Genomic DNA, 21,697 nt, shown 5'->3' with positions numbered 1-21,697 from the left:
TTGCGGGTGAGGCTCTTCTAGCCCGGGTTACGCAACGTTACTCGCCCGCCATTGTGGCCATAGCACGAGGTAGCGGGCCTGTTTTGGTAGTCACATGCGGACTTCCCAGTAGTCACAATGGGACTTCTAAGCAATCTTTTCCGCGCCGCTCGATAAGCACACAATCGATATCCCGAACGGGTTCTGCTGACACTTCCCGCGCCGCATTTCCCTTTACCCCGGCGAGGCCCGGCGGCCGGACGTCGCCGTGATACAGGACAATGGACCGGATGCACTCCTCTGTCAGCGCCGGCCTCGTGTCGGCCGCGGCGCTCGCAGTGGTCCTCGCGTGGGCGGTGCGGCGGCCGCGCGGCTGGCCGGAGGCCGCCGCGGCGGTGCCCGCGGCCGGGCTCGTCATCGCCATCGGCGCGGTGACCCGATCCGCGGCGCTCGCCGAGGCGCGGCGGCTCGCGCCGGTTGTCGGCTTTCTCGGCTGCGTCCTCGTGCTCGCCCAGCTGTGCGACGACGACGGGCTGTTCCGGTATCTGGGCACGTGGCTGAGCGGTCGAGGCCCGTCCGCCGGAGTGCGCGGCGGCAGCACGGCGCGGTCGTTGTTCGCCCGGGTGTTCCTCGTCGCCTCCGCGATCACCGCGGTGCTGTCGCTCGACGCCACCGTCGTGCTGCTCACCCCGGTGGTGCTGATCGCCGCCGACCGGCTGCGGGTGCGGGCCCGGCCGCACGCGTACGCCTGCGGGCACCTGGCGAACTCCGCGTCGCTGCTGCTTCCCGTGTCGAACCTGACGAACCTGCTCGCGTTCACGGTGAGCGGGCTGTCCTTCGCGGGCTTCGCCGCGCTGATGGCGCTGCCCTGGCTGGCGGCGATCGGCGTGGAGTACGCGGTGATCGGCCGGTTCTTCGGCGGTGACCTGGCGGCAGCGCCGGACGGGGGCGGCGCTGGCGGTCGCGATGCTGGCGAGCGGCCGGACGTGCCGGTGTTTTCCCTGGTCGTCGTCGCGCTGACGCTCGGCGGGTTCGTCGTCGCGTCGGCGGCGGGTGCGAACCCGGCCTGGGCGGCGCTCGGCGGCGCGGCGCTGCTCGCGGTCCGGGCGCTCGCCAGGCGCGAGACGACGCCCGTCACCATCGCGCGCAGCGCCGACGTGCCGTTCCTGCTGTTCGTGCTCGCCCTCGGGGTGATCGTGACCGCGGTGGTGGACAACGGGCTCGGCTCAGCGCTGCGGCCGGCGGTGGTGTCAGGGACGTCGCTGCCCGCGCTGCTCGCGGTGGCCGGGCTCGCGGCGGTGCTCGCCGCGGTGGTGAACAACCTGCCCGCGGTGCTCGTGCTGCTGCCGATCGCCGCGCCGTCCGGCGCGGGCGCGGTGCTCGCGGTGCTGATCGGCGTCAACATCGGGCCCAACCTGACCTACACCGGCTCGCTCGCCACGCTGCTCTGGCGGCGGGTGCTGCAGGGGTACGACACGGACGCGCCGCTCGGCGAGTTCACCAGGCTCGGAGTGGCGACCGTGCTGCCCAGCCTCGCGCTCAGCGTGGTCGCGCTCTGGCTGGGACTCCAGGTGTAGCCGGTAACGCGAACCGCCCGCCGGGTTCGGTCCCGGCGGGCGGCTGGCGCGTTCTTCTTTTTTACTTTTCCCTGTCGTGCGAGCGGGTCGCTCAGGCGGCGGGGTGACCTGCCTCGTTGATCTGCTCGATGGCCGGGCCGACCTGGCCGGCGGCGACCTTCTTGTCGCGGCCGATCCTGGCGAAGCCGAAGATCCCGGCGAGGAAGGAGACGGTGCCGAGGCCGAAGGCGGCCAGGGCGATGATGTAGGTGATCTGCGAGACCTTCCACCAGCCGTAAGCGTTCAGCAGCATGGACCGCAGCGTCTCGCCCTTGAACACGGTGGCCACCTGCGCCTGGAGCTGGGTGTTGTTCGGCTGCGCCAGCGCCTTGCCCGACAGCTGCGCGTAGGTCTGCCCGCCGGTCATGTTCGCGATGTGCACCGCGATGAAGCCGTCGGCGTACGCCTCGGCCTGCTGCCCGGTGACCAGCTGCTGGCCCGCGTACTGGCTGACGCTCGGGATCATGCTCGGGGTGATCTCGGTGCCCGCCTTGGGGTGCGCGAACGCGGCGGCCGGCGGGAACGTGATCTGCTGGGCGGCCAGCTGACCCTGAACGGTGTTGTGCACGTAGGCGGAACCCCAAAGCAGCAGGCCGCCGGCGGCCAGCAGCACCACGCCGAGGCCGGTGCCAATCCATCCGAGAAGCTTGTCGAAAGAAGTGCGGCGCATTTGGAACATCTCCCTGAATTCCTGCCTCGCCTTGCTTAGGCTTGGCCTTTCCGGATTTCCTTACATTCATAGGATCCGCCGTGCACCCCCGGCCGGGCATGGCGGAAAGGCACCGCCTCAGGGGACCAAGGTCCCGCCATTAATCACCGACACGCTTGCGGGTGACAATGACAATTTCTTCCGGCCGGGAAACGACGCACTTTGCCGGGCGCGGGCTCGCTGTCAGGGACGCCGGCGCGCTGATCTTCGCCGCGGACATGTACGGCGTGCAGCTCGACCAGCTCGCCGCGCTGACCGGGGACTCACGGTCGGCGCGGGCGGCGGCCGCACGGTGGCGGTCGCTCGGCTACGTGGAAAGCGCCAGGCTCGGTCCCGGGGCCGCCTGGCTGTGGGCGACCAAGGCGGGACTCGCCGCCTGCGGCCTTTCTTACTCGCCGGCCAGGCCCGCGCTTTCGCGTCTCGCGCACATCCGCGCGGTCGCGGCGGCGCGGATCGCGCTCGAGTCGACCCGCGGCTACCGCGACGCGGGCGCGTTCTGGCGCTGCGAGCGGCGGATCAGGTCACGGCACCGGATCGGCATGCGGCAGCACCTGCCGGACGCGGAGGTGCACTGGCCGGACGGCGCGCCCGCCGGCTCGCCGGTCGGCTGGGCCGGCGAGTGCTGGGCGGTTGAGGCGGAGCTTTCCGCGAAGACCGTGGCGCGGACGGCCTCGATCATGCGGGAGATCCTGACCAGGACGGGGGACTACGGCTGCCCGGCCGCGGAAGTCGCGGTGCCCGGACGGGCGCCGCGGCACGCGCGGGCGCTTTACCTGTGCTCCCCCGCCGCGCTCGGCACCGTGCTGCGTGCACGGGAGACGCTCGGGCCGCTCGCGGCGCGGGTCGAGGTCCGCGACCTGCCCGCGGGCGCGCTGCTGGCCGGGACCGGGCCTGCGCTTCTACATGCGGCGGCGGGAGACGCGGCGGGCGGTGCGCCGCCCGGTCCGCCGGGCGACTCTGCGTGATCCGAACATCTCATCCCTCCTTCCGGGTCTGGTTGATCGTCCTCATTACCTGGCCGCGCCGGCCTCCATGCCCTCTTCGCCCGTGACGCTAGCCCCGTATCGGCGAGATGGGATCACCCTGCGACGGTGATGCCGTTCGGGCCACCATGGGCGAACCTAGTCATGCTCAGGGACATGCTCGTCATCACGATGGCCGCTTACGGGTGGCGTACGTCCAGCTAAGACGCGCCAGCAGGTGCCGAACGGAACTGGGGAAACGATGAGCGATCTTGACCGTGCAAGGCTTCCGATACGCCGGCCGCCGTTTCAGGGGGTGGCCAACAGGACGCTGACGGGGTCGGTGCCCGACGGGACCTGATCGGGCACCCCGAGCCTCCGAAGGGGGCGCCGAATGTCTTGCTGGTGCTCATCGACGACGCCGGCTTCGGTAACCCGAGCACGTTCGGCGGTCCCATCAACACCCCGAACTACACGCGGATGGCCGAGGCGGGGTTGCACTATAACCGGTTCCACGTCACCGCACTGTGCTCCCCGACGCGTGCGGCTTTGCTGACTGGGCGGAACAACCATACGGTCGGTTTCGGCTCGGTCGGCGAATTCTCCAGCGGCTTCCCCGGCTACACGGCGACGGTTCCGCGGGATTGCACGCCGTGGCCGCGGACACTGGCGGAGAACGGGTACAGCACCGCGGCCTTCGGCAAGTGGCATCTGACCCCCGATGGGCAGCAGGGGCCGGCCGGGCCGTTCGAGCGGTGGCCGAACGGGTGGGGTTTCGACTATTTCTACGGCTTCCTGGGCGGTGACGCGGGGCAGTGGGACCCCTGCCTGGCCGAGAACCAGAAGATCATCGGCACCCCGGCGGCCTTCTACGACAAGGACAACCCGTACTACCTGCCCGATGCCATGGCCGATAAGACCGTCGAGTGGCTGCACGGAGTCCGAGGGCAGGACGCCCGCAAGCCGTTCTTCGTCTACTTCTCCACCGGGTGCAGCCACGCCCCGCACCACGTGGCCCCGCAATGGGCGGATAAGTACCGGGGCAAGTTCGACCAGGGCTGGGACCGTCTGCGCGAGGAGACCTTCGCCCGGCAGAAGGAGCTGGGCGTCATCCCCGCAGACGCGGAGCTGACACCGCGGGACGCGGCGTTCCCCGCCTGGGATTCGGTCCCGGGCAAGCTCAAGGCCTACTACGCCCGCCAGATGGAGGTCTACGCCGGGTACTCCGAGAACGCCGACTACAACGTCGGCCGGGTCATCGACGCCATCGACGAGCTCGGCGAGCTGGATGACACGCTGATCATCTGGATCTGGGGGGATAACGGCGCCAGCATGGAGGGCACCATCACCGGCTCGTTCAACGAGATGACGATGCAGAACGGCATCCCGCTCACCGACGAGATGCAGCTCCAGCTCGCCGAGCGCTACGGCGGCATCGGCGCCTGGGGCGGCCAGATGATGGACCCGCACTACTCCGCCGCATGGGCGTGGGCCGGCAACACCCCGTTCCAGTGGGGCAAGCAGGTCGGCTCGCGCCTGGGCGGGACCCGCAACCCGATGGTCATCCACTGGCCGGCCCGGATCACCGAAGGCGGCGCGCTGCGCTCGCACTTCACCCACGCCATCGACGTCGGGCCGACGATCCTCGACATCGCCGGGATCCCCGCCCCCTCTCACGTCGACGGGATCGGGCAAGAGCCCCTCCACGGGGTGACCTTCGCGGACTCGCTGACCGACGCGGCCGCGCCGGAACGCCATACTCAGCAGTACTTCGAGACCATGGGCAACCGCGCTATGTACAAGGACGGCTGGTGGCTGGCCGTGAAGACCAAGCGCATCCCGTGGGTGATCACACCCGACGCGCTGCGGCCGTACGCGCCCGGGGTGTGGGACCCCGACGCCGACCCGGCCGAGCTGTACTACCTGCCCGACGACTTCACCCAGGCCAAGGACCTCGCTGCCGATCACCCCGGCAAAGTGGCCGAGCTGAGGGAGCTGTTCTGGGCCGAGGCCGAGAAGTACAAGGCGCTCCCCCTGCTCGCGACCTTGTCCGCCTTCTTCGGCATCCTCCCTCCCATACCCGATGCCGCCCCGGTGGAGTACCGGGGCGATGTCCAGAACATCATGTCCGGGATGATCCCGCGGATCTACAACCACTCCTACACGATCAGCGCGGAGCTGCTCGTCCCGGCCGAGGGGGCCGAGGGCGTGATCGTGGCCGAGGCCGACCACCTGGGCGGGTTCTCTCTGTGGGTCGCCGACGGCAAGCTCACCCACACCTACTCGATGATGGGCGTGTTCATCTACCGCCAGCAAGCCGACGAACCGCTGCCGTCCGGGGAGGTGACCGTGCGGATGGAGTTCGCCGCCGATGCGCCCACGCCCGCCACCGGCGGGGAGGTCACCCTGTACATCAACGACAGGACCGTCGGCAAGGGCCGCATGGACCACACCGTCCCGATCCGCTTTTCCGCCTACGCGGGCATGGACATCGGCCGCGACAACGGCGGGGTCGTCGACCTGAGCTATGCGGACAAGAAGCCGTTCGCCTTCACCGGCACCATCAAGAAGGTCACCTTCGACGTCAAGCCGCATCCGGCGGCCCAAGACGAGGAAGCGCTGCACGCAGCCGCCCACCACGGCCGCGCCGCGCACGCGCTAGCGCAATAGTGTGCGACACGCAATAACACAAGCCCGCCCTGGAGGAGGGACCGATGAAATTCGATGACGAAACGACCGACGTGCTGATCGGCGGCTACCTGTCCGCCGACGCCGCCCGGGACGACTACGAGGCGGTCCTGGCAAGCGGCGGCTACCTGCACGGCGCGGTGGTCGTCAGCAAAGACCTCAAAGGCAACCTCTCGGTGGAGCAGGCCGACCACATGGTCCGCGAGAGCGCCGCGGGCCTAGGCGCCATCGGGTTCGCGGTCGGGCTGTTCGCCCTGCCACTGCTAGCCGCGACCGCGGTCGGCGCGGTGATCGGCGCCGGCGCCGGCAAACTGCTGCACCACAGGACCGCCAGCAAACTGGAGGAGCAGGCCGGGGCCACCATCCCGGTCGGCGGCGCCGGCCTCATCGTCGCCTACCCGCACTCGGCGGCCGCCAAGGTCGAGCCCGGCGTGACCCGCGCCATCCAGAAAGTCGTCGGCGAGGCAGCGAGGCAGAAGGCCACCACGTGCAGGCCCTGAAAGGCGCGATCGCCGACGCGCAGCAGAAGATGGCGGAAGGCGGCTCCTGACGGCGGATGGAGGGCCATGCTGTCCGCGGCGCGCACGACCCGGCGAGCCGGGCGTCCAGGCTGGTTCACCCCGGCGGGAGGATGCCAGGGCGTTTAATCAGCCGCAGTCTGCGCGTACGGACCTGCACCTCGGTCTTCAACCCAGTGCCCAGTGCGCTCCGACGCGCTGGCTACCCAAAGAGGAGCAATTCATGGCGAACAACATGGTGGTCTTGGCGATCTTCAACGATGAAGCATCCGCCGACATCGCGGCCGCGTCATTGAAGGAGTCGGGCATAACGAAGAAGGATGCCATCGGTGTCCTGGCCCTCAACGACAAGGGCGAGCTCAAGACGGACAAAGTCGGCAAACGCAGCATGGGCAAGGGGGCCGGCATCGGCGCGGCCGTCGCGTTGGTCACTCCGGTCGGGCTAGCCGCCGGCCTGCTCGGCGGCGGCCTGGCAGGCGCCCTGCACCACAAGAATCTCGGACTCAGCAAGGTCGACCGCGAGCGCATAGGCGAAGAGCTGCAAGGCGGCAAAGCCGCGGTCGGTGTGCTGGCTCCCGTGGAAGAAGCCACCGTGGTGAGGGACAAGCTTGTCGAACTGGGCGGCGCAGCAGAATCTCATCCCGTCTCCGACGAGGCCCTTCAGGAAGCGCAAGCAGCCGCCCAGGACAGCGACAGCGCCGGGTAACCTCGCAGAGCTCCGGGGCCTTTAGGACGCGGCACGGATGGCGTAAGCAGACCGTAAGGGAGGAATCACGCCGCCGCGGGCGGGGGTGTGGTGAAGTAAGCGCAAACGACGCAGCGGGAGCGCCGGGAGCTGCCATGACGAGCGGACGGGCGAGGCAGGCCAGGTGTCATGCGCGGCGCGTAGCCATCATCCGCCCGCTCGGCCGGTGACGTGATGTCCCGGCGGCCCGCCCGGTATCCTCACCGTCCGGTGCGGGCCGCGCTGTGGCGCGGGTTCGGCTTGATGATCAGGCTCTGTATGGTCGTCGGGCTCGCCGCGGCGCTCGCGCCGGTGACGCTGGTCGCGTGCCTGGCGTTCTGGTACGCGTGGTGGCGCGGGTGGCCGCCGCGGCGGGTGTTCGCGGCGGCGGCCTGGTGCCTGCCGATGGTGCTCGCGTGGCTGGGTGCGATCGCCGCCTGGCCCGCCGGAGCGCGCGCGGCGCACGGTGCCGGCGCGGGCGCCTGGTGGTTTCGGCTGGTCGCCGCGCCGTACCGGGCCTGGGCCGCGATGTGGCAGCTGCTGGCGCACGGGCACCCGGTCGCCGCGGCGGTCGCGGTCGCGGCGCCCGCGGTGCCGCTCGGCATCGTCGCGGGCGGCGCCTGCTGGGCGTACCGGAGGTTCCGCATGCGCACCGGCGCCGGCGGCCTCACCCCGGAGAGCCCCGCCGCGTTCGACGCGCGGCAGTGGCGGCATCAGGTGCGCACCGCCCAGGCGCTCATCGCCGCGCCGGGTTCGCTGCCACTGCTCTCCAGGTCCGGGCACGTGGTAGTGGGGGCGGCCATCCGCAGCCTGCGGCACCGGGCGGGCCGTTCCGCCGCGATCCCTTACGAACGGCTGCGCGCGCACCAGGTGGTCATCGGATCGACAGGGACAGGCAAGACAACGCTGCTGCTGCGGTTGTGGGCCGGGTTCATGGCGGCCGGGCTGCGCCGGTACGCCGCCGGGTCCGGACGGCGGCCGCTGCTCGTCGTGCTCGACTGCAAGGGCGGCGCGTCCTCCCGCAAGGTGGCCGACAGGACCCGCCGGGTACTGCGCGACGCGGGCGCGCGCTCGACCGCGATCTGGCCGGACGAGGCCACGCTGTCGCTGTGGGCGCTGCCGCCTGACCGGCTGGTCACCACGCTGCTCGACCTGATCGAGCACGGCACGGGCGGCGCCGCCTTCTACACCGACGTGATGGAGGCGCTCGTCGAACTCGCCGTGTACGCGCCGTGCGGTCCGCCGGTCAGCTCGGCCGACTTTCTCACCAGGCTGGACGCCGACTGGCTGGCCGTCGGCTATGCGATGAGCGGTGACGCGGAGGCGGTCAGCGTCATCCGTTCCGGCAAGAGGGCGCTGGAAGACGTGCGGCTGCGGTTCCGCGCGCTGTGGCGGCGGCTCGGCGCGGGACTCGACAGTACCGGACTCGGTGCGGGCGGCTCGTTCGCCGACGCCGACGCCTGGTACTGCGTGCTCGAGGGCACCGCGGAGGTCGCGGTCGCCGAGGCGCAGGCGCGGGCGCTCACCGACCTGCTCGCGTTCCACGCGCTGCGCGGTGACCGGGAGATCCTGCTGTGCGTGGATGAGTTCTCCGCGGTCGCGCGGCGGTTGCCGATCTGGCGGCTGTACGAGCGGGCGCGGTCGCTCGGGCTCGCGGTCCAGGTATCGGCGCAGTCGTGGGAGGGCCTCGCCGGGAGCGACGACGAGCGGTGGCGGGTCGCGGCGACCGCCGAGGGCGGCATCTGGCTGCTGCGCACGCCACGGCCCTCGCCAGTGGCGGAACTGGCCGGAAACCGGCCCTCGGTGGACACGTCGCGACGGATGGCAGGGGCGGGGCCGTGGGACGACGAGGGGCTGTCCCATGCCGGGACCGCGCCGGTGCTCGACGGGGACCTGGTGCGGCGGCTCGAGGTCGGACAGGTGTGTTACGTGTACCGCAACGGGGTGACGTTCCTGCAGATCAAGCGGCTGACCGGGCGGCAGGCGGCGATCGGGCGCGGTGCCGCCGCTGGCGGTGCCGGGGGCGCGGACCGGGTGCCGGGCAGTGCGGCCGCCGCGGCAGGCGCGGCGTTCCCTGACGGGCCTGACGGGCCTGACGGGCTTCGCGGGCTTGGCGGGCTTGGCGGCGAGGCGCCGACCGAGCCGCTTCACGCTGTGGCGGGGTCTGTTTCCCGGACCGTTCCCGTGGCGGGCGGTCGCGGGCGGCCGGGGGCGCCGCCGCCCGGTCCACCGCTGCCCGACGTGAGCGAGGTGCTCGACGAGGCGTTCGGTGCGCGGCGTGGCTGAGACCGGCGGCCGCGACGACCCGTTCGCGCTGCTCGGGCTGCCCGCGCGGGCCGGCCTGTCGGACGACGACGTCCGCGCGGCGTGGCGGCGGATCGCGGCGGCGACGCACCCGGACCGGGAAGACGGCGGTGACCCTGCCCGGTTCGGCGCCGCGGCGGCGGCCTACGTGACGCTCCGGACGTCAGACGGGCGCGGCGAGGCGCTCGCGGACCTCGGCGACGCCGCGGCCGCGGGATCCGCGCGCCTGCCGGGTCGGCACCGGGGACGGCGCGGTCGCCCGGCGACGGGTCTGCGAGGGCGGCTACGGGATGGCCGACGGCCGGAGACCGGCCCGCGACTTGAGACCCGACGACGTCTCGGGACCGGCCGGCGACTCGGCAGCGGCCGGCGACCCGGGAGCGGGCGGCGACCCGGGAGCGGGCGGCGACCCGGGATGGCGGAGCGCGCCGCAAGCCTCGCCGCGAGCGGGCTCGGCTGGGGCCTGGCGGTGCGGGCAGCCGTGGCCGCGGCGGCTGGCACGGTGTCGTTCCTCGCCGCCGGGTGGAGCCCGGGGACGGCGGGCGTACTCGCCGGGGCACTGACCTGGCTGGTCGCCGCCCGGCTGCGCGGCTAGCCCGAGTGCTCGTTTCCCGGTTGCGGGCCGGTGGCGACGGGGCGCGACGGGTCGGTGATCCACTCGGACCAGGAGCCCGCGTACAGGGCGGCGGGGATGCCGGCCAGCGTGAGCGCCAGCACCTCGTGGGCGGCCGTGACGCCGGAGCCGCAGTAGGCCGCGACAGGACCCCCCGCGGTCGCGCCGAGGGCGGCGAAGCGGTCCGCGAGTTCGGCCGCGGACCTGAAGGTGCCGTCGGGGCGGACGTTTTCCGCGGTCGGCGCGCTGAGCGCGCCCGGAATGTGGCCCGCTACCGGGTCGACCGGCTCCGCCTCGCCCCGGTAGCGTTCGCCCGCCCTGGCGTCGAGCAGGACACCGGTACCGGCTAGCACGGCGGCGGCCTGCGCGTCGAGCAGTTTCTCGTGGCCGGGGCGGGCGCTGAAGTCGCCTGGCTCGGCCGCCGCATCGCCCGGGGAATCTCCGGACGCGACGGGGCGGCCGGCGGCAGCCCAGGCACGGAAACCGCCGTCGAGGACGCGAACCAGCGGATGACCGAAGTAGCGCAGCAGCCACCAGGCGCGGGCGGCCGCGGTCGAGTCCGCGTCGTCGTACACGATGACCGCGCGACCGTCGAACACCCCGACCCGGCGCATGGCCGACTGGAAGTCGGCGGCGGCGGGCACCGGATGCCTGCCGCCGGCTCCGGGCGGTGCGGCCAGGTCGCGGTCCAGGTCGGTGAACACCGCACCGGGCAGGTGTCCCACCCGGTACAGCTCGCGTCCCGGCGGGCCGCCGAGCCGCCACCGCACGTCGAGCAGCGCGGGCGGATCGTGGGATGCGAGCAGCGCGGCGAGTTCACCTGGCTCGATCAGCGGGCTTGCGCTGGCCTCGGTCACCGGGCGCCGAAGGTGAGCAACGGGACCAGCTGCTCGGCGGCGGTCAGCGAGCCGTGCATGCCGACAAGCGAGGCCTCGAGCGGCTCCGCCTTCGTCGCCACGACACCCCAGCTGCCAGTGCTGGCGGCGACCACGTCGCCGATGCGGGCGGCCATGGCGTCGCTGATCTCGGTGCCGACAGGCCCGAACCAGCCGTCCTTGATGGCCTCCTCGCGCGACAGCACCCAGGCGCGCTCGCCGAGCACCTCGTGCCAGGTGGCGAGCACGTCGTCGGCGGCGCCCGGCTGCGCGTACACGTGCCGCAGCCTGGCCTCGCCGCCGAGCAGCGCCACGCCGTCGCGCAGCCGCGAGCCGTCTTCGTCGGCGTCGATCCTGTCGTCGGCACCGACGTCCACCATGCCGTGGTCGGCCGTCACGTAGAGCACCGAGCCGTACGGCAGGCTCGAGGCGATCTGCTCCGCCAGCTTGTCCACGTGCGCGAGCTGGTTGGCCCACGCGGGCGAGGACACCCCGTACAGGTGGCCGGTCGAGTCGAGGTCGCCGTGGTAGGCGAGCACCAGCGTGCGGTCGGCCTCGCCGAGCGCGGCACCCGCGATCGCGGCGAGCGCGCCGAGCGAGTCGGCCGGGCGGTAGTCGGCGCCGCGCAGCGCCGCCCTGGTCAGTCCGCTGTCCCGGTAGGCGCGCGGCGACACGTTGATGGCGGCGATCCCGGCGGACTTCGCCCGTTCGAAGATCGTCGGCAGCGGCTGCCAGCCGACGGGGTCGATGTCCTGCGGCCAGCGCAGGCCGTTGAGCAGCCGCCCCGTGCCGGGCACCGCCACCTGATAGCCGACCATCCCGTGCGTCACCGGCGGCAGCCCGGTGCCGAGCGAGCCGAGGCTGGTCACCGTGGTGGACGGCGCGCCCGCGGTCAGTGGCCGCGAGTTGAACGCGAGCTCGGCGAGGAACGGCGCCGCCGCCTGGTGCGCGCGCAGCAGCTCGAGGCCGAGCCCGTCGATGAGCAGCAGGCAGGCACGGCCCGTCTCGGGCAGGCCGAGCACGTTCGCGCCGTGGTTCTCTGTCAGCGAGGCGAGGAGGGAGGCGGACAGATCGGCGAGGCTTGACTCGCCGTAGGAGGGAATGATCGGGCTGGTTCTGGGCTCGCCAGGCAAGGTCATCAGCTCCCGGCGCGGGCTGTCGCGTCGTTGAGTGCGGTGGAGAACTGCAGCACCTGGCGGACTGCGTCCTCACCGTCGGCGGCCTCGCTCACCCGCAGCGTCAGGTCGTCGGCGGTAATGGTCCCCAGGTACCCGTGGTCCGCCTCGCAGGTCTCGTCGCCGCAGTGCGCCGGCTCGAGTTCCACGTGCGACAGCACGTTCCAGCCGATCGTCAAGATCACTTCCGACGGCATCGTCACGCCGGCCACGTAGGTCGCCGGGTCGGGAACGACCCTGGTCAGCGAGACCGATGTGACGCGGGACGACCTGATCGCCTCGGTGGAGGTTTCCGCACGGGGGCGGCCTTGCGGGTCGTCCGCTGGGTGCTCGTCGGTGTGCGAGTACACCAGCCGCGTCGGCGTCAGCGCCAGCACGGTCATATGCCTGCGAACTTCCATGCCGGGGTCGAATATCGCGTCATGGTGCACGAAGAACGCGGTGACTGGTTCCTGGCCGAGAGCGGTGGCGACGGCGTCGGTCACCAGCCCCGGGTAATAGCCACTGCGCTCGATCGCCGCTCGCAGATCCTCGGTCATGACTCGGGTTTCCGTCATTGCTCCATCCTGCCTTGTCTCAAGGCGTGGTTCACCCTTGGGACAACCGAAAGGCGTCTCTATCTAGCCGTCGGAACGGTCAGAAGCGGCGATATCCCGCCATACCGGCCCGCCCGGCCCCTGCTGGCTCGGGTCGGTGACCCCGCGGTCAGGCTCGTCGATCCGCCCCGGGTCGGCGCCGAGCTCGCGTAGCAGTTCCTCGGCCTCCTTGGCCGCGTACTTGAGCCGGCGCGGCCTGATGAAGCGCCGCTCCTTGGGCTCTTCCAGTTCCATCGCGGCGGCGCTTGGCGCGGGCTTGGGCTTGCGCGGTTTCGTGCCGCCGGATGCGCCGCCGCGCCCGCGGTAGACGAGCAGCCCGTTGACCGGGTCGGGTACCCCGTCGAGCGCCGCCCGGACGGCGGACAGCTCGCGGAACGACTCCCATTCGGCGTCGGTCGGGAACAGGATCTCGAAGATCACGCCGTACTGAGTGTCATGCCACTCGTAATACTGCGCGCCGTTTGTGATCGCCGCCTCGGTCAGATCGTCCTCGTAGGCGGTCCGCCACCCGCTCGCGGGAAGCCTGTCGCCGGAGAAGACCTCGATCGACCACCATTCGCCCATGATGTCGCCGCCGCCCATCTGCGCCACGTCGCGAAGAACTTTTCACGATAGTACGTCTTTACGGCGACCGCGGGAAAGGCAAATGCCTTCGCCCACGGGGGAATCGCATCGAAATCTAATTAATCGTCTGCTCGCCGGCCAGCGATACCGCGCTGTGACCTCCGTGACAATATTTGCGGCGTCCGGCGATTTCTCGGTACGGTCACGGCATGGCGGCAGACGGACGGCGGCACGTGCTCGCGATCGGAGGCGGCATGCTGATGCCGCGCGAGGCGATCCCGCTTCAGATACAGCTCGCGATCGAACTCAGCGGCAAGCCGCAGCCCCGGCTGTGCGTGCTGAACCAGGCCGTCGGCGACGACCCGGGCACCAACCTCCGGTTCTACGACCGTCTCGCGGACACGCCCGCGCGGGTCAGGCACCTGGCGCTGTTCCCCATGCCGAACGTGTCCGATCCCGAGGACTTCCTGCTCTCGCAGGACATCATCTTCGTCGGCGGCGGCTCGGTCGCGAACATGGCCGCCGTGTGGCGGGTGCACGGCATCGACGCGATCATGCGCAAGGCCTGGCACGCGGGAATCATCCTGGCCGGCTCGTCCGCCGGGGGAATCTGCTGGTTCGAGGGTGGCACCACCGACTCGTTCGGGATAAAGCTGCGGCCGTTCACCGACGGACTCGGGATGCTGACGGGATCGTTCTGCCCGCACTACAACTCCGAGCCCGAGCGGCGGCCGCTGTACCAGCGGCTCGTCGCCGAGGGCGCGCTGCCCGGCGGCCTGGCCTGCGACGACGGGGCGGGCGCGCACTTCGTGGACGACGCGCTCGCGGAGGTGGTCGCCGACCGGCCGGACGCGGGCGCCTACCGCGTCGACCCCGACGGCGCGGGCGGCTTCGCCGAGACCGCGATCCCAGTGCGGTTCCTCGGCGCGTAGCACGCCGGCCGGCTCCGCGCCCGCGGCGCTTCTTGCTGTTATCTGGGAACGGGGCCGATGATCAGATCACGGAAACTTTGTTTTTAACGGAAATTCGGCACCCAAATCGGGGTCGTAATTTCCGCCAGGATCAAAGTTTCCGTGATCAAGTCGGTTGTACGCGCTTTGGTACCGCGTGTGTGCTGTGAAATGGCGGGGCCGGCGGCGGAGCCACGAACCCGTTCTGGATGATGCCTTTACTTGCGGTGCGCGGTGGCGCGGTGCAGCGACCAGGCGAGGGCGGCGAAGACCACGATCGGGAGCAGCCACCAGGCGTTGACCTTGGCGGCGTGCGTCAGGATCGCGGTGGCGGCCATGCCGATCACCACGAGGGCGGCGACATGCCAGTCGTCGCCGACGATGAAGTCGTACCAGAAGGCGCCGAACGCCTTGATGTGCCTCATGAGCCGACGGTCTCCGTTTCCATGGCGGGGGCGGCCGCGGCGGTCTTGCGCGAGCGCAGCCAGAAGATGCAGGCGGCGCCGAACAGCGCCACCAGCGGGATGATGACGAGCAGGGCGCCGTCGTTGCCCGGCCATTCGACGCCCGCGCCCTCGGCGCCCCAGAAGGTGCCGAAGCTCGTGAGCATGACGCCGACGGCGAACTTCATCCAGTTCTCCGGGACCTTGGTGAGCGGCGCCCTGACCGCGATGCCGGTGATCGTGACGGCGATGATCGCGGCAGCGGCGCCGATCACCGCGGCGCCGACGTTCTTCTGGTTGGTGCCGAAGGTGACGACGATGAAAACGACCTCGAGGCCCTCGAGGAGCACGCCCTTGAAGGCGAGCGTGAACGCATACCAGTCATTGATGCCGCGCCTGGATTCCCTGGCGGCTTCCTTGGCGGCGGTGACCTCGCGCAGGTAGGCGCTCGCCTCGTCGTGCAGCGCCTTGTAGCCGGTCGCGCGGAGCACGGCCTTGCGCAGCCACTGCAGGCCGAAGATGGCGAGCAGTGCGCCGACGACCAGCCGCAGCGGGGTCAGCGGCAGGTGACTGACGGCGGGGCCGATCGCGGCGGTGATCACGGCGAGTGCCACCAGCGCCACGGCCATCCCTTGGAGCGTGGACTTCCACTCCCTGGTGATGCCCGCGGCGAGAACGATGGTGAGAGCCTCCACGGCTTCGACCGCGCACGCGATGAAGACGGTGAGGATCAACGGGAGGGCATTCAACGAATCTCCTCGGTTTGATCCGCGACAATGAGCGGGTGACGACTGATCAGGACCGGACGGGAGCGCCCGGCGGTGACCGCCCGACAGCGGGCGAGAGTGCCGGACGGGGCTGGCTGCTGCTTATCTACCGGGTGCCGCCGGAGCCAACCCGGCTGCGCTCCACCGTGTGGCGGCGCATCAAATCGCTTGGCGCGATCTACCTGCAGAATTCGGTGGCCGCACTGCCCGCGTCGGCTGCCAACGAGCGGTCGCTGCGCAAGCTGCGGCGCGAGATCGTGGACATGTCCGGGACGGCCGTGCTGCTGTCCGCCGGCGTGCTCGTCGGCGAGTCGGAGGTGCGCGCGTCGTTCCAGACGGCGCGCAACGACGAGTACGAGGAGATCGTCGACAAGTGCCAGGACTTCCTCGCGCAGGTGCAGAAGGAGTACGACGAGAACCACTTCACCTACGCCGAGCTCGAGGAAAACGAGGTCGACCTGGTCAAGCTGAAGAACTGGTTCGCCAAGATCGTCGACAGGGACGTCTTCGGCGCCAGCGGGCGCGCCGCCTGCGAGCAGTACCTGGACAAGTGCGAACAGTCCCTTGAGGCGTACGCGGTCAGGGTCTACGCCGAGGAGGCCGAAGGGCAGTGACACAGGCCCATAGTAACAGTCGTTAGATCTCAGTAGTAACGCACGTTATTTTTAAGTTGTGATTATCGGTTCATCCCTTGTCCAACTAAAAGACACTTTAGCGCCGCCTTGGCTCCGCAGACTCGGGGCCATGAACAGCCCGCTGAGCGGGCTGTGGAACGGGAAGACCTGGAAGCTGCGCGCGGCGTAACGAAGCGGTTAGCCTTTGGGTCATGGCCTTGCGACCTGACGAGTTCTATGAGCACGCGCTCGCGGTAAGCGATGGCGAGGGCCGGCTGCCGCTGGCGCGGATGACAGGGTGGGAGATCAGTCCCTTCGAGCAGGAGGGGCTGCGCGTCGCGCGACTGCGCCCGCCGGTGCTGCCCGAGCCCCCGCGGCATGGTGAGGACCCCTCGGACTGCGGGTCGTGCCGCTCGCGTGACGAGGGAATCTGGTTCAACGAGCGCTGGCGGCTTACACGTATTCCCGGGGTCGGGGTGCCGCTCGTGCTGATGCTGCATCCGCGCGATCACTACGACATGGCGGACCTGCCCGACGACATGGCCGCCGAACTCGGAGTGCTAACCACGCACATCGTCAGGCACGTGGAGGCGCTCGAGCACATCGCTCGGTCGCACGTGTACCGGATCGGTGACGGCGGCGCGCACCTGCACGTCTGGTTCTTCGCCAGGCCGCAGGGGCAGGGGCAGCTGTACGGGTCATGGCTGGTGGTCTGGGACGACCTGCTGCCCGAGTATCCGGCCGACGTGGCCGACGCGGACGCGGGGGCGGTCGCGGACGCGCTGATCGAGTCCTTCGGCGGGACCAGGTCCGCCGCCGGCTAGCAGGTTCTGCTCGCGGTAGGTCGCGGCACGCAACCGTTTCGAGGTCGTCTGTCTTTTTGCACTGTGCCGTCGGTCACGGCGGGGGTGCGCGGGCGATCGCCGTGTATCGGAGTGCAATAGCATCGGCTTCGTGACAGTCTCCCTTGCAACCAGTGAGTCGGCGCCGGAGACGGCCGAGGCCGACGTCCTTGTCATCGGGGTGATCCAGACTCCGGAAGGCCCGGCAGCCGCACCAGGGCTCGCCGAGGTGGATGAGGCCCTCGGCGGTACCCTCGCCGACGCGCTCACCGCACTTGGTGCGACGGGCGAGCCAGAAGAACTCACCAAGATTCCCAGCGGCGGCAAGCTGCCCGCCAGGCTCGTGCTCGCGGTCGGGCTCGGCGAGGCGCCGGCCGAGGGCCGCGCGTTCGACACCGAGCGACTGCGCCGCGCGGCGGGCACCGCCCTACGGTCGGCCGCGGCGAAGAAGGCGGGCGCCAACGGCGACGACACCGCGGCCAAGACCGTCGCGGTCGCGCTGCCCGCGCTGATGCCGGACGAGGCGGAGGCCGTGGCCACCGGGGCGCTGCTCGGCGCGTACAGCTTCCGCAGGTACCGCTCCACCCCCGCGCCCGACCTGGCGGTCACCGTGCTCACCGGCGACGGCAACGCCGACGCGGCCCGGCGCGGCCAGGTGATCGCCAGCGCGGTCAACCTGGTGCGGGACCTGGTCAACACCTCGCCGCTCGACCTGACGCCCGCCGCGCTCGCGGCGGAGGCGGAGCGGGTCGGCGCCGCCGCCGGCGTCACCGTCGAGGTGCTCGACGAGGTGGCGCTGCGTGACCGCGGCTACGGCGGCCTCACCGGCGTCGGCCAGGGCTCGACCCGGCCGCCGCGGCTGATCCGGCTGTCCTACACGCACCCGGCGGCGACGCAAACCGTTGCGTTCGTCGGCAAGGGCATCACCTTCGACTCCGGCGGCCTGTCGCTCAAGCCGCCGAAGTCCATGGAGACGATGAAGTGCGACATGAGCGGCGCCGCCGCCGTGCTCGCCGCCACCACCGCTGTCGCCGACCTGGCGCTCCCTGTCAACGTGGTGGGCTACCTGTGCGCCGCGGAAAACATGCCGGGCGGCGCCGCGCAGCGGCCGTCGGACATCATCAGGATCTACGGCGGCAAGAGCGTCGAGGTGCTTAACACCGACGCCGAGGGCCGGCTCGTCCTCGCCGACGGCATCGCCAGGTCCGTCGAGGACAACCCGGTGCTGATCGTGGACGTCGCCACCCTCACCGGCGCCGCGACTGTCGCGCTCGGCCGGCGGACCGCGGGCGTCATGGGGTCCTCCGAAGAGGTCGCCGCCGAGATCGCCGCGGTCATGCGCGAGGCGGGCGAGCCCGCGTGGGCGATGCCGTTCCCCGAGGAACTGCGCAAGGGGCTCGACTCCACCGTCGCCGACATGACCAACGTGTCGCCCGATCGCGAGGGCGGGATGATGGTCGGCGGCCTTTTCCTTAAGGAATTCGTGCCAGACGGCATCGCCTGGGCGCACCTGGATATCGCGGGGCCGGCGTTCAACGAGAAGGGGCCGTTCGGCTACACGCCCAAGGGCGGGACCGGGGCGGCAGTGCGGGCACTCATCGCGATCGCGGCGGAGACTGCGGCGGGGCGACTTCCCGGCGCGTAGGCAACCGCAGTGACATGATGAGACACTGAGCGTAAGCGGAAAAGGGGTTTACTGTGGCAGAGGGCGGCCATTACGACATCGTCATTCTCGGCGGCGGCAGCGGCGGTTATGCGTGCGCGCTGCGCGCGGCCGAGTTTGGCAAGCGCGTTGCCCTGATCGAGAAGGACAAGGTAGGCGGGACCTGCCTGCACCGCGGCTGCATCCCGACCAAGGCGCTGCTACACGCGGCCGAGGTCGCCGACACCTCGAAGGAGAGCGAGAAGTTCGGGGTGCGGACCTCGTTCGAGGGCATCGACATGCCCTCGGTGCTCTCCTACCAGCAGGGCGTCGTCGAGCGGCTGTGGAAGGGCCTGCAGGGCACCATCGCCGGCCGCAAGATCGACACCATCATCGGCGACGGGCGGCTCGCGTCGCCCACCTCGGTGACGGTCAACGGCGCGACCTACTCCGGCGACCACGTGGTGCTCGCGACCGGCTCCGTGCCGCGCTCGCTGCCCGGGCTGAACCTGGACGGCAACCGCATCATCAGCTCGGACGACGCGCTGACGCTCGACCGGGTGCCCGCGTCGGCGATCATCCTCGGCGGCGGCGTGATCGGCGTCGAGTTCGCGTCGGTGTGGCGCTCGTTCGGCGCCGAGGTGACCATCGTGGAGATGGCGCCGCAGCTGCTGCCGCTCGAGGAGGAGGCGTCCGCGAAGGTGCTGCAGCGGGTGTTCCGCCGCCGCGGCATCGGCTTCGAGCTCGGCACGCCGTTCCAGTCGGTCAACTACACCGACACCGGCGTGCAGGTCACGCTCGGTAACGGCAAGCAGCTCGAGGCGGAGCTACTGCTGGTCGCCGTGGGCCGCGGCCCGGTCTCCGCCGGCCTCGGGTACGAGGAGAACGGCGTCGGCATCACCCGCGGGTTCGTCGAGGTCGACCCGCTGTGCCGGACAGCGGTGCCCACCATCTCCGCCGTGGGCGACCTGGTCAGCATCCAGGGGATCGCGCACCCGCAGCTGGCGCACGTGGGCTTCGGCGAGGGCATCCTGGTGGCCGAGCGCCTCGGCGGGCTCGACGTCCGCCCGATTGACTACGATGGCGTGCCGCGCATCACCTACTCCGACCCTGAGGTCGCCTCCGTGGGCATCACCTCCGCCCAGGCCACCGCGCGCGGCATCAACGTGGTCGAGGTCAACTACCCGCTCGGCGGCAACGGCAAGAGCGTCATCCTGCAGACGCAGGGCCAGGCCAAGGTCATCGCCGAGGCCCCGTCCACGCCTGGCGGCCAGCCGGGCCGGGTGCTCGGCGTGCACCTGGTCGGCAGCCGGGTCGGCGAGCTCATCGCCGAGGCGCAGCTCATCTACAACTGGGACGCGGAGCCGGACGATGTGGCCGCGCTCATCCACCCGCACCCCACCCAGTCCGAGATCATCGGCGAGGCGCACCTGGCGCTCGCCGGCAAGCCACTGCACTTCCACGCCTAAGGAGTCACACCGAAGATGTCGGTCTCCGTAGTAATGCCCCAGCTCGGCGAGAGCGTCACCGAGGGCACCGTCACGCGCTGGCTGAAGAAGGAGGGCGAGCACGTCACGGCCGATGAGCCGCTCCTCGAGGTCTCCACGGACAAGGTTGACACCGAGATCCCGTCACCCGCCACCGGGATCCTGCGGGGCATCGCGGTCGACGAGGACGAGACGGTCGCGGTCGGCGCGCAGCTCGCCGTGATCGAGGACGCCGACGTCGCGAGCGCCCCCGAGCCGCCCGCGGCGCCCGCCGCGCCTGCCGCCGAGGCACCCGCGCCCCCGGCGCCCGCCGCGCCCGGTTATGCCCCGCCCGCGCCTGAGCCGCCCGCGGCTCCCGCCCCCGCGCCCTCCCCCGCCGCGCCCTCCCCCGTCGCCGCTGCCCCGGCCAACGGCGGCACGTCCGCGCCGAGCAGCTGGTCGTGGAGCGCACCGCCGCCCTCGGTCGCCCCCGCCGCTCCCCCGGCGCCCGGTTACGCGCCGCCGCCCGCGCCCGCCCCCGCCGGGTACGCGCCGCCCGAGCCGCCCGCCCCGGCGTACGCGCCGCCGGTGCCCGTCGAGGACGAGCCCGCCGACTCCTACCCCGAGCCCACCCCGCTGCCGACCGGCGAGTCGCCGTATGTCACGCCGCTCGTCCGCAAGCTGGCCGCCGAGCACGCGGTGCCGCTCGAGGCGATCACCGGCACCGGTGTCGGCGGCCGCATCCGCAAGCAGGACGTCCTCGAGGCGGCCCGCGCCCAGCGCGCCGCCGAGGCGGCGGCCGCCGCCCAGGCAGCCGCGACCGCGACCGCCCCCGCTGCCGCGGTGCCCGCCCCGGCTGCGGCGCCCGCCGTGGCGCCGGCTGTCGCGGCTCCTGCCCGCCCGGAGATCGTTCCGTCCGCGCTGCGCGGCACCACGCAGCGGATGTCCCGGCCGCGCCAGGTCATCGCCAAGCGGATGATCGAATCGCTGCAGACCTCGGCGCAGCTGACCACCGTTGTCGAGGTGGACGTCACCAACATCGCCAGGCTCAGGGACCGCGCCAAGTCCGCGTTCGAGGCCCGCGAGGGCGTCAAGCTGACGTTCCTGCCGTTCTTCGCGCAGGCCGCCGTCGAGTCGCTCAAGGTGCACCCGGTGCTGAACGCGGTGATCAACTCCGAATCCCAGGAGATCACCTACCACGCGGCCGAGCACCTCGGCATCGCCGTGGACACCGAGCGCGGCCTGATGGTGCCGGTCATCCACAATGCGGGCGACCTGAACATCGGCGGCCTGGCCAGGAAGATCGCCGACCTCGCCGCCCGCACCAGGGGCGGCCAGGTCGGTCCCGACGAACTGTCGGGCGGCACGTTCACGCTCACCAACACCGGCAGCCGCGGCGCGCTATTCGACACCCCGATCATCAACCAGCCCCAGGTCGGCATCCTCGGCGTGGGCAGCGTGGTCAGGCGTGCCGTTGTGGTGGACGACCCGTCGCTCGGCGAGGTCATCGCGGTTCGCTCCATGGTCTACCTGGCGCTGACCTACGACCACCGGCTCGTGGACGGCGCGGACGCCGCCCGGTTCCTCGTCACGGTGAAGAACCGTCTCGAGGAGGGCGCGTTCGAGGCCGACCTCGGGCTGTAGGAGGCC

20 protein-coding genes are annotated in these 21,697 nt (G+C 71.2%); 13 read left to right on the top strand and 7 right to left on the bottom strand.

Going from position 1 to position 21,697, the window contains the following annotated elements; genetic code table 11:
- Positions 1 to 269: 269 nt before the first annotated feature.
- Positions 270 to 1,556: an SLC13 family permease gene (locus EAS64_RS35195; RefSeq protein ID WP_145860216.1), complete on the top strand. Its 1,287-nt coding sequence runs from the start codon at positions 270 to 272 to the stop codon at positions 1,554 to 1,556.
- 91 nt (positions 1,557 to 1,647) lie between these two features.
- On the opposite strand, the gene EAS64_RS35190 is transcribed toward EAS64_RS35195, so the two are convergent.
- A complete protein-coding gene (locus EAS64_RS35190) occupies positions 1,648 to 2,265 on the bottom strand; it encodes a hypothetical protein (RefSeq protein ID WP_145860213.1) in 618 nt (205 codons plus the stop codon).
- A 167-nt stretch (positions 2,266 to 2,432) separates the two neighbouring features.
- Between EAS64_RS35190 and EAS64_RS35185 the strand changes: the two genes are divergently transcribed.
- The 6 genes from EAS64_RS35185 (at position 2,433) to EAS64_RS44125 (ending at position 10,095) form a co-directional block, all read left to right on the top strand.
- Positions 2,433 to 3,269, top strand: a complete 837-nt coding sequence (locus EAS64_RS35185) for a hypothetical protein (RefSeq protein ID WP_145860211.1) — start codon at positions 2,433 to 2,435, stop codon at positions 3,267 to 3,269.
- A 396-nt stretch (positions 3,270 to 3,665) separates the two neighbouring features.
- Positions 3,666 to 5,936 carry an arylsulfatase gene (locus EAS64_RS35180; RefSeq protein WP_281283365.1) on the top strand — a complete coding sequence of 757 codons (2,271 nt, stop codon included), beginning with the start codon at positions 3,666 to 3,668 and terminating at the stop codon, positions 5,934 to 5,936.
- A gap of 44 nt (positions 5,937 to 5,980) precedes the next feature.
- Positions 5,981 to 6,454, top strand: coding sequence for a DUF1269 domain-containing protein (locus EAS64_RS35175; RefSeq protein WP_145860207.1), 474 nt, complete (start codon positions 5,981 to 5,983; stop codon positions 6,452 to 6,454).
- 241 nt (positions 6,455 to 6,695) lie between these two features.
- On the top strand, positions 6,696 to 7,178 hold the full coding sequence (locus EAS64_RS35170; protein ID WP_145860205.1) for a hypothetical protein: 483 nt from the start codon (positions 6,696 to 6,698) through the stop codon (positions 7,176 to 7,178).
- A 249-nt stretch (positions 7,179 to 7,427) separates the two neighbouring features.
- The gene (locus EAS64_RS35165) at positions 7,428 to 9,482 is read left to right on the top strand and encodes a type IV secretory system conjugative DNA transfer family protein (RefSeq protein ID WP_222849845.1); all 2,055 of its coding nucleotides are present in this window, start codon (positions 7,428 to 7,430) and stop codon (positions 9,480 to 9,482) included.
- On the top strand, positions 9,475 to 10,095 hold the full coding sequence (locus EAS64_RS44125; protein ID WP_187366406.1) for a hypothetical protein: 621 nt from the start codon (positions 9,475 to 9,477) through the stop codon (positions 10,093 to 10,095). The genes EAS64_RS35165 and EAS64_RS44125 overlap by 8 nt, the downstream gene beginning before the upstream one ends.
- On the opposite strand, the gene EAS64_RS35155 is transcribed toward EAS64_RS44125, so the two are convergent.
- The 4 genes from EAS64_RS35155 to EAS64_RS44120 all read right to left on the bottom strand — a co-directional run bounded on the left by EAS64_RS35155 (position 10,092) and on the right by EAS64_RS44120 (position 13,350).
- Positions 10,092 to 10,970: a sulfurtransferase gene (locus EAS64_RS35155; protein WP_145860199.1), complete on the bottom strand. Its 879-nt coding sequence runs from the start codon at positions 10,968 to 10,970 to the stop codon at positions 10,092 to 10,094. The two genes, EAS64_RS44125 and EAS64_RS35155, sit on opposite strands and share 4 nt — an antisense overlap.
- Entirely contained in the window at positions 10,967 to 12,127 is a 1,161-nt protein-coding gene (locus EAS64_RS35150; RefSeq protein ID WP_145860197.1) for an alkaline phosphatase family protein, read from the bottom strand. The genes EAS64_RS35155 and EAS64_RS35150 overlap by 4 nt, the downstream gene beginning before the upstream one ends.
- Positions 12,127 to 12,720 carry a DUF5998 family protein gene (locus tag EAS64_RS35145; RefSeq protein ID WP_187366405.1) on the bottom strand — a complete coding sequence of 198 codons (594 nt, stop codon included), beginning with the start codon at positions 12,718 to 12,720 and terminating at the stop codon, positions 12,127 to 12,129. The genes EAS64_RS35150 and EAS64_RS35145 overlap by 1 nt, the downstream gene beginning before the upstream one ends.
- Before the next feature lie 63 nt (positions 12,721 to 12,783).
- Positions 12,784 to 13,350 carry a hypothetical protein gene (locus tag EAS64_RS44120; RefSeq protein WP_187366404.1) on the bottom strand — a complete coding sequence of 189 codons (567 nt, stop codon included), beginning with the start codon at positions 13,348 to 13,350 and terminating at the stop codon, positions 12,784 to 12,786.
- A gap of 182 nt (positions 13,351 to 13,532) precedes the next feature.
- Here EAS64_RS44120 and EAS64_RS35135 point away from each other — a divergent pair, with 182 nt between their 5' ends.
- Positions 13,533 to 14,255 carry a Type 1 glutamine amidotransferase-like domain-containing protein gene (locus EAS64_RS35135; RefSeq protein ID WP_145860195.1) on the top strand — a complete coding sequence of 241 codons (723 nt, stop codon included), beginning with the start codon at positions 13,533 to 13,535 and terminating at the stop codon, positions 14,253 to 14,255.
- A gap of 236 nt (positions 14,256 to 14,491) precedes the next feature.
- On the opposite strand, the gene EAS64_RS35130 is transcribed toward EAS64_RS35135, so the two are convergent.
- Together EAS64_RS35130 and EAS64_RS35125 are read right to left on the bottom strand one after the other, a co-directional pair.
- Positions 14,492 to 14,698 (bottom strand): hypothetical protein, encoded by a 207-nt coding sequence (locus EAS64_RS35130; protein WP_145860193.1) that lies wholly within the window; start codon positions 14,696 to 14,698, stop codon positions 14,492 to 14,494.
- Positions 14,695 to 15,465 carry a COG4280 domain-containing protein gene (locus EAS64_RS35125; protein ID WP_145860191.1) on the bottom strand — a complete coding sequence of 257 codons (771 nt, stop codon included), beginning with the start codon at positions 15,463 to 15,465 and terminating at the stop codon, positions 14,695 to 14,697. Before EAS64_RS35125 ends, EAS64_RS35130 begins: the two co-directional genes overlap by 4 nt.
- Positions 15,466 to 15,500: 35 nt before the next feature.
- Here EAS64_RS35125 and EAS64_RS35120 point away from each other — a divergent pair, with 35 nt between their 5' ends.
- The 5 genes from EAS64_RS35120 to sucB all read left to right on the top strand — a co-directional run bounded on the left by EAS64_RS35120 (position 15,501) and on the right by sucB (position 21,691).
- On the top strand, positions 15,501 to 16,097 hold the full coding sequence (locus EAS64_RS35120; RefSeq protein WP_222849844.1) for a Chromate resistance protein ChrB: 597 nt from the start codon (positions 15,501 to 15,503) through the stop codon (positions 16,095 to 16,097).
- 212 nt (positions 16,098 to 16,309) lie between these two features.
- Positions 16,310 to 16,921 carry an HIT family protein gene (locus EAS64_RS35115; protein WP_145860190.1) on the top strand — a complete coding sequence of 204 codons (612 nt, stop codon included), beginning with the start codon at positions 16,310 to 16,312 and terminating at the stop codon, positions 16,919 to 16,921.
- Between the two features lie 130 nt (positions 16,922 to 17,051).
- Complete coding sequence (locus EAS64_RS35110) at positions 17,052 to 18,584, top strand: leucyl aminopeptidase (RefSeq protein ID WP_145860188.1); 1,533 nt, start codon at positions 17,052 to 17,054, stop codon at positions 18,582 to 18,584.
- 53 nt (positions 18,585 to 18,637) lie between these two features.
- Positions 18,638 to 20,050, top strand: coding sequence for a dihydrolipoyl dehydrogenase (lpdA, locus tag EAS64_RS35105; RefSeq protein ID WP_145860186.1), 1,413 nt, complete (start codon positions 18,638 to 18,640; stop codon positions 20,048 to 20,050).
- A gap of 15 nt (positions 20,051 to 20,065) precedes the next feature.
- On the top strand, positions 20,066 to 21,691 hold the full coding sequence (sucB, locus tag EAS64_RS35100; RefSeq protein WP_145860184.1) for a 2-oxoglutarate dehydrogenase, E2 component, dihydrolipoamide succinyltransferase: 1,626 nt from the start codon (positions 20,066 to 20,068) through the stop codon (positions 21,689 to 21,691).
- The last annotated feature ends 6 nt before the right edge of the window (positions 21,692 to 21,697 follow it).

It is taken from the genome of Trebonia kvetii, assembly GCF_007827045.1.
Lineage (GTDB): Bacteria > Actinomycetota > Actinomycetes > Streptosporangiales > Streptosporangiaceae > Trebonia > Trebonia kvetii.
The sequence above is the reverse complement of the archived record's forward strand: the minus strand, read 5'-3'. Positions and strand labels throughout refer to the sequence as shown.

Excerpts from the sequence above, each read along its gene's own strand:
- EAS64_RS35135 (WP_145860195.1), top strand. The coding sequence starts at position 13,533 with ATGGCGGCAGACGGACGGCGGCACGTGCTCGCGATCGGAGGCGGCATG.
- EAS64_RS35195 (WP_145860216.1), top strand. The coding sequence starts at position 270 with ATGCACTCCTCTGTCAGCGCCGGCCTCGTGTCGGCCGCGGCGCTCGCA.
- sucB (WP_145860184.1), top strand. The coding sequence starts at position 20,066 with ATGTCGGTCTCCGTAGTAATGCCCCAGCTCGGCGAGAGCGTCACCGAG.
- EAS64_RS35185 (WP_145860211.1), top strand. The coding sequence starts at position 2,433 with ATGACAATTTCTTCCGGCCGGGAAACGACGCACTTTGCCGGGCGCGGG.
- EAS64_RS35130 (WP_145860193.1), bottom strand. The coding sequence starts at position 14,698 with ATGAGGCACATCAAGGCGTTCGGCGCCTTCTGGTACGACTTCATCGTC.
- EAS64_RS35190 (WP_145860213.1), bottom strand. The coding sequence starts at position 2,265 with ATGCGCCGCACTTCTTTCGACAAGCTTCTCGGATGGATTGGCACCGGC.
- EAS64_RS35145 (WP_187366405.1), bottom strand. The coding sequence starts at position 12,720 with ATGACGGAAACCCGAGTCATGACCGAGGATCTGCGAGCGGCGATCGAG.
- EAS64_RS35150 (WP_145860197.1), bottom strand. The coding sequence starts at position 12,127 with ATGACCTTGCCTGGCGAGCCCAGAACCAGCCCGATCATTCCCTCCTAC.
- EAS64_RS35115 (WP_145860190.1), top strand. The coding sequence starts at position 16,310 with ATGGCCTTGCGACCTGACGAGTTCTATGAGCACGCGCTCGCGGTAAGC.
- EAS64_RS35175 (WP_145860207.1), top strand. The coding sequence starts at position 5,981 with ATGAAATTCGATGACGAAACGACCGACGTGCTGATCGGCGGCTACCTG.
- EAS64_RS35170 (WP_145860205.1), top strand. The coding sequence starts at position 6,696 with ATGGCGAACAACATGGTGGTCTTGGCGATCTTCAACGATGAAGCATCC.